At 66.1% G+C, this 8,432-nt stretch carries 8 protein-coding genes; 4 read left to right on the forward strand and 4 right to left on the reverse strand.

Annotated features, from left to right (window positions below):
• Position 1 precedes the first annotated feature (1 nt).
• Positions 2-652: a hypothetical protein gene (locus H4O11_RS17170; RefSeq protein WP_182341302.1), complete on the reverse strand. Its 651-nt coding sequence runs from the start codon at positions 650-652 to the stop codon at positions 2-4.
• Positions 653-676: 24 nt separating this feature from the next.
• Positions 677-1,336 (reverse strand): orotate phosphoribosyltransferase, encoded by a 660-nt coding sequence (pyrE, locus tag H4O11_RS17175; RefSeq protein ID WP_182341305.1) that lies wholly within the window; start codon positions 1,334-1,336, stop codon positions 677-679.
• 166 nt (positions 1,337-1,502) lie between these two features.
• On the opposite strand from pyrE, the gene H4O11_RS17180 reads away from it, so the two are divergent.
• The 3 genes from H4O11_RS17180 (at position 1,503) to H4O11_RS17190 (ending at position 3,906) form a co-directional block, all read left to right on the forward strand.
• Positions 1,503-2,303 (forward strand): exodeoxyribonuclease III, encoded by an 801-nt coding sequence (locus tag H4O11_RS17180; RefSeq protein WP_182341308.1) that lies wholly within the window; start codon positions 1,503-1,505, stop codon positions 2,301-2,303.
• Positions 2,300-3,601 carry an AmpG family muropeptide MFS transporter gene (locus H4O11_RS17185; protein ID WP_182341311.1) on the forward strand — a complete coding sequence of 434 codons (1,302 nt, stop codon included), beginning with the start codon at positions 2,300-2,302 and terminating at the stop codon, positions 3,599-3,601. Before H4O11_RS17180 ends, H4O11_RS17185 begins: the two co-directional genes overlap by 4 nt.
• A gap of 77 nt (positions 3,602-3,678) precedes the next feature.
• Positions 3,679-3,906: a hypothetical protein gene (locus H4O11_RS17190; RefSeq protein ID WP_182341314.1), complete on the forward strand. Its 228-nt coding sequence runs from the start codon at positions 3,679-3,681 to the stop codon at positions 3,904-3,906.
• A gap of 88 nt (positions 3,907-3,994) precedes the next feature.
• Here the strand turns inward: H4O11_RS17190 and H4O11_RS17195 are convergent, their stop codons facing one another.
• Entirely contained in the window at positions 3,995-5,122 is a 1,128-nt protein-coding gene (locus H4O11_RS17195; RefSeq protein ID WP_182341318.1) for an anhydro-N-acetylmuramic acid kinase, read from the reverse strand.
• A 64-nt stretch (positions 5,123-5,186) separates the two neighbouring features.
• Complete coding sequence (locus tag H4O11_RS17200; protein ID WP_182341321.1) at positions 5,187-6,641, reverse strand: M23 family metallopeptidase; 1,455 nt, start codon at positions 6,639-6,641, stop codon at positions 5,187-5,189.
• A 170-nt stretch (positions 6,642-6,811) separates the two neighbouring features.
• Between H4O11_RS17200 and tyrS the strand changes: the two genes are divergently transcribed.
• On the forward strand, positions 6,812-8,023 hold the full coding sequence (tyrS, locus tag H4O11_RS17205; protein WP_182341324.1) for a tyrosine--tRNA ligase: 1,212 nt from the start codon (positions 6,812-6,814) through the stop codon (positions 8,021-8,023).
• Positions 8,024-8,432: the final 409 nt, after the last annotated feature.

Genomic DNA, 8,432 nt, shown 5'->3' on the forward strand with positions numbered 1-8,432 from the left:
CTCAGGCGGTGGGGGCGGTTCCCTTCAGCAGGAGGAACCGCTGCACCGTTGCATCGATCTCGGTATCCAGCTCCTGGCGCTGGCGTTCGAAGCTGGCCTGCATGCGTTGCTGGACCAGCAGCTGGGCATGGCGCTGGCGGATGGTGCCGGCCTGCTTTTCGCTGACCGCGCGGCCTGCCAGCTCGTTGTCGCCGGCGCCGGCCAGTGCGGTGAACAGGGCATCGCGCAGGCTGGCCACGTTGTAGCGGGCCGTGTTGATGTTGTTTTCCAGGATGGCCACGCGCTCGGCGAACACCCGGCGCAGGTCGGCTTCATTCCCGTAGGTGGACAACATCGCCTGTTCGGTGCGCTGCCGTGTCTCCAGCGCCATCTCATCCAGCCGCAGCTGTGCTTCGGCTGCCTCGGCTTCGGCCCGTTCGTCATCGGTCAGCGCGCGCTGGACCTGTCCGCTGCGCAGCCCGCTGCGGGCGTTGAACTCTTCGCGGGCGTTGTTCACCGCATCGGCAGGCAGGGCATCGGTACAGATGCGCTCGCCAGCCTGCGTCCAGCAATAGAGCTTCTTGGGCTGCGGTTGGCCCTGGCGTTGTGCACTGGCCACGCACGGCGCGGCCAGCAGCAGGACGATGGCGATGTTGGAAACCACCCTTGACATGGCGACCACCCCCCCTTGGGTCGTTCAGCGCGTGGGTCGGCAACCGTAGCGGGAACGATAGTCCTCCAGCGGCTGCCTGTAGCCGACAAGTTCCGGGTTTCCCGAGGCGAAATCAAGCAGGTCTGCCATCGTGGCCACGGCGATCACCGGAATGCCGGCTTCCTCGGCCACGGCCTGCGCGGCCGAACGCGGATCGGACTCCGACGCGATCTCCTGGCGGTCCAGCGCCACTACGATGCCGGCCGGGATGCCGCCGGCGGCGCGGATGATGGTCATCGCCTCGCGGATCGCGGTGCCCGCGGTGATGACGTCATCAACGATCAGCACGCGCTTGCCGGTCATGTCGGCACCGATCAGCTGGCCGCCTTCGCCGTGGTCCTTCACTTCCTTGCGGTTGAACGACAAGGGCAGGTCGCGGCCGCGCTGGGCCAGTTCGCAGGCCATCGCAGTCGCCAGCGGAATGCCCTTGTACGCCGGGCCGAACACCACGTCGTACTTGAGGCCGGCGGCATCGACGGCATCGGCATAGCACAGCGCCAGCTGCGCCATGCGGGAGCCGGAATCGAATCGCCCGGCATTGAAGAAATAAGGGCTCAGACGGCCGGATTTCAGGGTGAACTGGCCGAAGCGCAGCGCATCGGCGCTCAGGGCCAGCTGCAGGAAACGGTGGCGATGGTCGCTCATCTAACTCGATCTATCTTCATCTTGGAGCGCAAATCGTACTGTACTTCCCGCGTCCAGGCCCCTTTTGCCGGGGTAGGTGGGGCCTGGCCCCGATGGCAGAAGGGATCTGCCCCGCCGTGGCAACAGGTATGCTTGGCCGGTTTCCGCCGCAACCCGACGTAACCGCATGCGCATCATCAGCTTCAATGCCAATGGCATCCGTTCGGCCGCCAACAAGGGCTTCCTCGACTGGTTCCGGGCCCAGGACGCCGACGTCCTGTGCCTGCAGGAAACCAAGGCACAGGAGGCGCAGTTGTCCGACCCGATGTTCCGACCCGATGGCCACCATTGCTTCTACCGCGATGCCAGCACCAAGAAGGGCTACAGCGGCGTGGCGATCTACAGCAAGCGTGAACCCGACCAGGTGATCACTTCGCTGGGCTGGGCGCCCTTCGATGAGGAAGGCCGCTACATCGAAGCACGCTTCGGCAACCTGAGCGTGGTGTCCTTCTATATTCCGTCGGGGAGTTCCGGCGACCTGCGCCAGGGCTTCAAGTTCGAAGTGATGGAATGGCTGCGGCCGATCCTGGACCAGTGGCTGGACAGTGGCCGCGATTACGTCCTGTGCGGTGACTGGAACATCGTCCGCTCGGCGCTGGACATCAGGAACTGGAAATCCAACCAGAAGAATTCCGGCTGCCTGCCCGAGGAGCGCGACTGGCTCAATGCCCTGTGTGCCGACCATGGCCAGGCCACCGACCTGGCCAACGGCCGCGGCTGGGCCGATGCCTACCGTCTGCTGCACCCCAGCGGCGAGGATTACACCTGGTGGAGCAACCGTGGCGCTGCGCGCGCCAACAACGTCGGTTGGCGCATCGATTACCAACTGGTCAGCCCCGGTCTGCGTGAGCGCCTGCGCAGCTGCTCGATCTACCGCGACGAGCGCTTCTCCGACCACGCCCCGTTCAGCGTGGACTTCGCTCCGTGAGTGATCCGGCAGCGCCAGCCTCCTACAAGGGCTGGGCGGGCATCAAGCGCGCCTTCGGCACGCCATCGGCCCTGACCATGGCGCTGCTGGGGTTCGGCAGCGGCCTGCCGTTCCTGCTGATCGCCTCGCAGACCCTGTCCACGCGCCTGCGCGACGTGGGCCTGGACCTGGGCAGCATCGGCCTGATCAGCCTGGCCAGCTTCTTCTACCTGCTGAAGTTCGTCTGGGCACCGGTGCTGGACCGTTACGCGCTGCCCTTGCTGGCGTTCATGGGGCGCCGCCGCTCGTGGCTGCTGGCCTCGCAGGTGGTGGTGCTGGTCGGGTTGATCGCACTGGCATTCGTCCGCCCGGAGCAGGGCGTCTGGCCGCTGGTGGCGTGGGTGCTGATCGCATCCTTTGCCGGCGCCACCCAGGATTCGGTGGTGGATGCGTACCGGATCGAGATCGCGCCGGAAACCTCCCAGGCCGCACTGGCGGCCACTTACACGCTGGGTTATCGCATCGGCCTGATCCTGGCCGGCGCCGGAGCGCTCTACCTGGCACAGTACGAAGGCTGGATCATCGCCTACCTGGCGATGGCTGCCTTGATGCTGCTGCCCATCGTGGCCACGCTGTCGTGCCGTGAGCCAGCGCGTCCGGCGAACGCCGTGCAGCGGCGCATCGACGTCGGCGAGGCGTTCCTGAAGCCGATCACCAGCTTCTTCACCCGCAATGGCATCGTGCTGGCGCTGGCGTTGCTGGCCTTCGTCGGCATGTACAAGTTCCCCGACCAGGTGATCGGGGTGATGGCCGGTCCCTTCTACCTGGACTCAGGCTTCGACAAGGCAGATATCGCCACTGTCTCCAAGCTGTTCGGCGTGTGGATGGGGATTGGCGGTGCGTTCCTTGGGGGCATCGCGGTGGCCGCCTTCGGTTTCCGCCGCATGCTGCTGGTGGCGGCGCTGGGCGTGGCGCTGTCCAACCTGGCGTTCCTGTTGATGGCGCACAACCCGGGCCAGTTGTGGGCGTTCTACGCGGCGCTGAGTGCGGACAACCTGTTCCAGGGGTTTGCCGGCACGGTGCTGGTGGCCTTCATGTCCTCGCTGACCGACCGCAACTTCACCGCTACGCAGTATGCGTTGCTGGTGTCGCTGGCGAACCTGCCGGGCAAGTTCGTCGGCGGCGTGTCCGGTTACATCGTCGAGGCCACGTCCTACAGCACGTTCTTCATGCTCAGTGCGGTGACGGTGGTGCCTACCCTGTTGCTGCTGGCATGGCTGTGGCCGCGGCTGTCCGATCGTGGTGCACCTGCCCCCTGATTGCCTGCACGCGCGCCGTGCGGGATGATCGGCCCTCAGCGCCGAGGGGGCGGCGCCCTGCGGAATGGGGAGTGAGCATGGCGGAGCTGTTGTTGCGGGAAGTGGATCCCATGATGCTGGAGCGGATCGATCGGCTGGCCGTGGCCCGTGGCTGGACGCAGGCGCAGGCCTGCGTGGCGGTGCTGGAGCAGGGGCTGTTTTCGACCGAGCTGGAAGTGCGCAGTGGCTTTGCCGACCGGGAAGTGGATGCGCTGGCCGATGCCATCGTCGCCCTGCAGGCGCTGCCGGCCGGGCAAGGTTTCTAGGCGGCGGCAACGCGTCGGCTGGCGCCGCAACGGCCGGGCCATGCCCGGCGACCATGGCGCGGTCCTTTCCAGGCCAAATCAGGCCAAATCAGGCCGGATGGATCGCGCCGAGGATGCGCGGTCCGCGCGCGCCGGTAACGCTGGGCAGGTTGCCCGGCAGCCCCGTCAGGGTGCGATGGGCCAGCCATGCAAATCCCATCGCCTCCATGTAATCCGGGTCCAGTCCGTGCCCGGCGCTGGATTCGACCACGGCATTCGGCAGGCGTGCTGCCAGCCGGCGCATCAACTCCCGGTTGCGCACCCCACCGCCACAGGCCAGCACCCGGCGCGTCGCCGGCTGGTAGCGCAGCAGCGCATCGGCCACGGTCGCCGCGCTCAGTTCCAGCAGCGTCGCCTGCACGTCGGCGGCGGCATGCTGCCCCTCGCCGATGGAGGCTTCGGCCCAGGCCAGGTGGAACTGTTCGCGCCCGGTGCTCTTGGGCGGCGGCAGTGCGAACCAGGGGTCGGCCAGCCAGCGTGCAAGCAATCCTTCGATTACCCTGCCGCTGGCCGCGAAGCCACCGTCGGCGTCGAAGGGCCTTCCGGTGTGGCGCTGGCACCAGCCATCCAGCAGCGCATTGGCCGGACCGGTATCGAAACCCAGCAGCGTGCCCTGGCGTGGGATCAGGCTCAGGTTGGCGATACCCCCGAGGTTGAGCACCGCACGGTCTTCGTCGGCGGTACCCAGCATGGCCAGGTGGAACGCCGGCATCAGCGGCGCACCCTGGCCGCCTGCGGCGACGTCGCGGCGGCGGAAGTCGGCGATGGTGGTGATGCCGGTGCCTTCGGCGATGCGATTGGCATCACCCAGCTGCAGGGTGAAGGCAGGCGATGCAGTGGGGCGATGGCGCACTGTCTGCCCGTGCGAGCCGATCGCGCGGACGGCCGCTGCAGGCAACCCGGCCTGCGCCAGCAGTGCGTTGGCGGCCCCGGCGAAGGCCAGCCCGATGCGCGCGTCGACATCACCCAGCTCGTCCAGCGAGGCCACCTCGCCGCCTTCGCCCAGCGCCACCACTTGCCTGCGCAATGTCGGCTCCCACGCCGTGGTCAGCCCGTCGACGAAGCGGCAGCCACCCGCTGCGGGGAACTGCACCAGGGCCGCATCGATGCCATCGGCGCTGGTGCCGGACATCAGGCCGAGGTAGAGCGGGGCAGTGGGGTCATGGGAAGCGGCCATCGTGGCTCCAGAAACGACGAGGGCGCCAGCTTGGGCGCCCCGTCGTTACCCGTCAATGCGCTGCTCAGCCGCGCTTGTTGCCGTTGCTGCGGGGTGCCGCGCTGGCCACCTCGCGCGGCTTCGATGCCGGGCTGGCATCGGCGTAGATCATCTTCTCCATGCCCTGGATGCGCGCCAGGGCCGGCGACGTCTGCGCCCGGAACGCGGCCAGCTCGGCGCCCTTCAGTGGCTCGGGCGGCGGCATGGTCACGCTGAGCGGATTGCGGTGCACGCCGTTGACGCGGAATTCGTAATGCAGGTGAGGGCCGGTCGCCAGGCCGGTCGAGCCGACATAGCCGATCACCGTGCCCTGGTTGATCCGCTGGCCTGTCTTGATCTTGGCGAAGCGGGACATATGCCCATACAGCGTCGTGTGCCCACGGCCATGGTCCAGGATCACCACGTTGCCGTAGCCGCGCTGCACGCCGGCGAACTGTACGCGTGCGTCGCCGGCGGCCATGATCGGCGTGCCGGTACGGGCGGCATAATCCACGCCCTTGTGCATGCGCATCTTGCCCAGTACCGGGTGCTTGCGCGCACCGAAGTTGGAACTCAGCCGCGCGAACTGGATCGGCATGCGGATGAAGCTTTTCTTCAACGGCCGGCCGTCAGCATCGAAGTACTCGGACTTGCCGTTGCGATCGAAGCGGAAGCCGGAATAGGTCTTGCCGCCGGAAGTGAAGGTGGCCGCAAGGATGTTGCTGGTGTCCACCCGCTCGCCTTCGCGCCAGGTTTCGTCCATCACCACGCTGAAGCGGTCGCCTGGCTGTACTTCCTTGGAAAAGTCGATGTCGTACTTGAAGATTTCGTCGGTCATCGTGGCGATCGCCGACGGTGACAGGCCTGCCTTGCGTGCAGCGGTATACAACGAACTGGTGATCTCGCCGCTGGTCACCACGGTGCGGGTGCTGGTCTCGCGCTTGCTGACCGTTTCCTTGATGGTGTCACCGGTCAATGCCAGCTCCACCCGGTTCTCGTTGTCCCGGTTGAAGCGGATCGAACGCAGCTCGCCCGACAGCGGCATGTCGAAGGCGATCTCCGTGCCTGGCCGCAGCTTCACCAGGGCGTCGCGCGCGCCAGGGAAATCCAGCACGCGGTGCATGGTGGTCGCCGGGATACCTGCCTCGTTGAACAGGTCGCTCAGGGTCTGGCCACGCTCCACGCGCAGCACGTGCCAGCTGTCGCCGGGGGTGTGCTGCTGGCGCGAAGTGGCGATCGGCGGCAGGGGCAGCGCAAGGCTGGTATGTGCATCCGGGAATGGCGAATCGATGGTGCTGGAAAAACCGGGCACGATCGTCGCCACCAGCGCGCCGATGGTCGCGAACAGGGTCGCGTGCATCCAATGGCGGCGCGTCCAGCGCTCATTGAAGGCGGCGGGGAGATGTTGCCTCAGTTTCCGGTGCAGGGCGTTGTCGTGAAGGACGTGGAGCCGTTCCTTGAAGCGCTGTTTACGCGCATGGCCATGATCGGAATTGAGCATCAGACGATTTTTCCTGGCTGGCCCGGGAGCGCGGGCTGGTTCGCCGGTTACCATAGACAGGTATGAAAAGCGCGTCAAACCCTTGTGCCTATTGGCTTTTGTGAAGCCGATTCGGTTAACTTGCTATTAACACCCCCATCGTAAAAACGGCCTCTGCCGGGAGTAGTCACGTGTCGTCCATTGAAGAAGCCCTTGCCCTGATCGGCCGCGGAGCCGACGAGATCCTGAAGATCGAGGACCTGCGCGCGCGCCTGCAAAGCGGCAAGCCACTGCGGGTCAAGGCAGGCTTCGACCCCACCGCCCCGGACCTGCACCTGGGCCATACCGTGCTGCTGAACAAATTGAGGCAGTTCCAGGACCTGGGCCACCAGGTCATCTTCCTGATCGGCGATTTCACCGGGATGATCGGCGACCCGTCGGGCAAGAGCCTGACCCGCAAGCCGCTCAGCCGCGAAGACGTGCTGGCCAATGCGCGCACCTATGAAGAGCAGGTGTTCAAGGTGCTGGACCGCGAAAAGACCGAAGTCCGCTTCAATTCGGAGTGGTTCGGCAAGATGGGCGCGGCCGACATGATCCGGCTGGCGGGCCAGCACACCGTGGCACGCATGCTGGAGCGCGACGACTTCGCCAAGCGCTATGCCGCCCAGCAGTCCATCGCCATCCATGAATTCCTCTACCCGCTGGTGCAGGGCTATGACTCGGTCGCCTTGGAGGCCGATGTCGAACTGGGTGGAACCGACCAGAAGTTCAACCTGCTGATGGGCCGTGGCCTGCAGGAACACCACGGGCAGAAGCCGCAGGTGGTGTTGACCATGCCGCTGCTGGAAGGCCTGGACGGGGTGAACAAGATGTCCAAGTCGCTCGACAACTATATAGGTGTCAGTGAACCGGCCATCGACATCGTCACCAAGACCATGAAGGTGGACGACAGCCTGATGTGGCGCTGGATCGAGCTGCTGTCCTTTGACATCAGCCAGGCCGAGGCCGCCGCGCTGCGTGACCAGGTCGCCACGGGCGGGCTGAACCCGCGCGAGGTGAAGCTGCGGCTGGCGCGCGAGCTGGCCACCCGCTTCCATGATGCGGCCGCCGCCGAGCAGGCGGTCATCGGCTGGAACGCTGCCGTGACCGGGCAGGGCGACATCACCCAACTGCCGTTGCAGGACGTGGTGGTGCCGGCCGAAGGCCTGCGTATCGTCGCCTTGTTGACCGCGGCCGGGCTGACGCCCAGCAACTCCGAGGCCAACCGCAAGCTCAAGGAACGCGCGGTAAAGGTGGATGGCGGGGTGGTGGAAGACGCGCAGCAGGTCCTGCAGCCAGGCTTTGAAGGCCTGTTGCAGGTGGGCAAGCGCACCTTCGCCCGGGTTCGCCTGGTCGCGGGCTGAACAAGGGCCGGTCGGGCGGGGCGATGCCCCGCCGTGACTGGCCATGCCGTGCGATGGCGGGCATGGCCGGCCACTTCCTTCAGATATGTGAAAATAATTGCTCGAACCCCTTCCCAAACCCTACGGAAAGGGACATACTTTCCCTCCCCCGTCGCAGGGGTCGCCAACAGGGGCCTCCAGCGACAAAGAGGGACGCCAGCACCGCCGGACGATCCAATCGAACGAAGGTGTTGACGGACTGGAAAAGTCCGTCATAATAGGCGGCTCGCTTCAACGGAAAGCCCTTCGGGCAGACCGCTGAAGCAGCAGAGTCAACCACGGATCGCTACGGCGAAACGACCTTGAAAAAGGTGTTGACGAAGCGGAAAAGCCGGCTATAATGGGCGGCTCGCAACGACGGAAACGTCGG

This window comes from Stenotrophomonas tumulicola, assembly GCF_014117215.1.
Lineage (GTDB): Bacteria > Pseudomonadota > Gammaproteobacteria > Xanthomonadales > Xanthomonadaceae > Stenotrophomonas > Stenotrophomonas tumulicola.

What these genes read in the sequence shown, in the direction of transcription:
- H4O11_RS17190 (WP_182341314.1), top strand. Translation starts at nt 3,679, where the DNA reads ATGGCGGAGCTGTTGTTGCGGGAAGTGGATCCCATGATGCTGGAGCGG.
- pyrE (WP_182341305.1), bottom strand. Translation starts at nt 1,336, where the DNA reads ATGAGCGACCATCGCCACCGTTTCCTGCAGCTGGCCCTGAGCGCCGAT.
- H4O11_RS17180 (WP_182341308.1), top strand. Translation starts at nt 1,503, where the DNA reads ATGCGCATCATCAGCTTCAATGCCAATGGCATCCGTTCGGCCGCCAAC.
- H4O11_RS17195 (WP_182341318.1), bottom strand. Translation starts at nt 5,122, where the DNA reads ATGGCCGCTTCCCATGACCCCACTGCCCCGCTCTACCTCGGCCTGATG.
- H4O11_RS17170 (WP_182341302.1), bottom strand. Translation starts at nt 652, where the DNA reads ATGTCAAGGGTGGTTTCCAACATCGCCATCGTCCTGCTGCTGGCCGCG.
- H4O11_RS17200 (WP_182341321.1), bottom strand. Translation starts at nt 6,641, where the DNA reads ATGCTCAATTCCGATCATGGCCATGCGCGTAAACAGCGCTTCAAGGAA.